The 376-nt window shown below is 44.1% G+C and carries 1 pseudogene; it reads right to left on the bottom strand.

Features of this window, described 5'->3' with window-relative positions:
• Positions 1-147 (bottom strand): annotated as a pseudogene (locus PVA17_RS25120) (IS5/IS1182 family transposase); the annotation flags it as partial.
• Positions 148-376: the final 229 nt, after the last annotated feature.

Genomic DNA, 376 nt, shown 5'->3' with positions numbered 1-376 from the left:
CTTAAATGCTTCCGTATTTTGAAATGCCTCTTGTTCGGCATGTGTATCCGACTTAATTGTGACAGAATATGTTTTACTTTTTGCGCCTTCTTTATAACAACCCTCTCTCCTTGGACATACTTTGCATTTTTCAATATCAAAATAATATGTCTGACTTTGACTCTTACTCGTTCCTTTTTTACCCGTACGTGCTTTTCTTGTCGCGGGGGCACCACCTGCACATTAATTCTTTTATTATAAAGGAAAGCGTGACTAAAATAATAGTGTGATACATTGTGTTGTTTGGAGAAGCATCGCTCGACTCCTGCGGGAAAGCGAGACAGACGAGACCCCGCACGAAGCGAAGCGTAGGAGGAGGCTCGGCGCTCGCCCGCGG

Source organism: Lysinibacillus sp. CNPSo 3705, from assembly GCF_028674935.1.
Lineage (GTDB): Bacteria > Bacillota > Bacilli > Bacillales_A > Planococcaceae > Lysinibacillus.
Note: the sequence above shows the minus strand (reverse complement) of the source record. Positions and strands in the feature narration are given on the sequence as shown.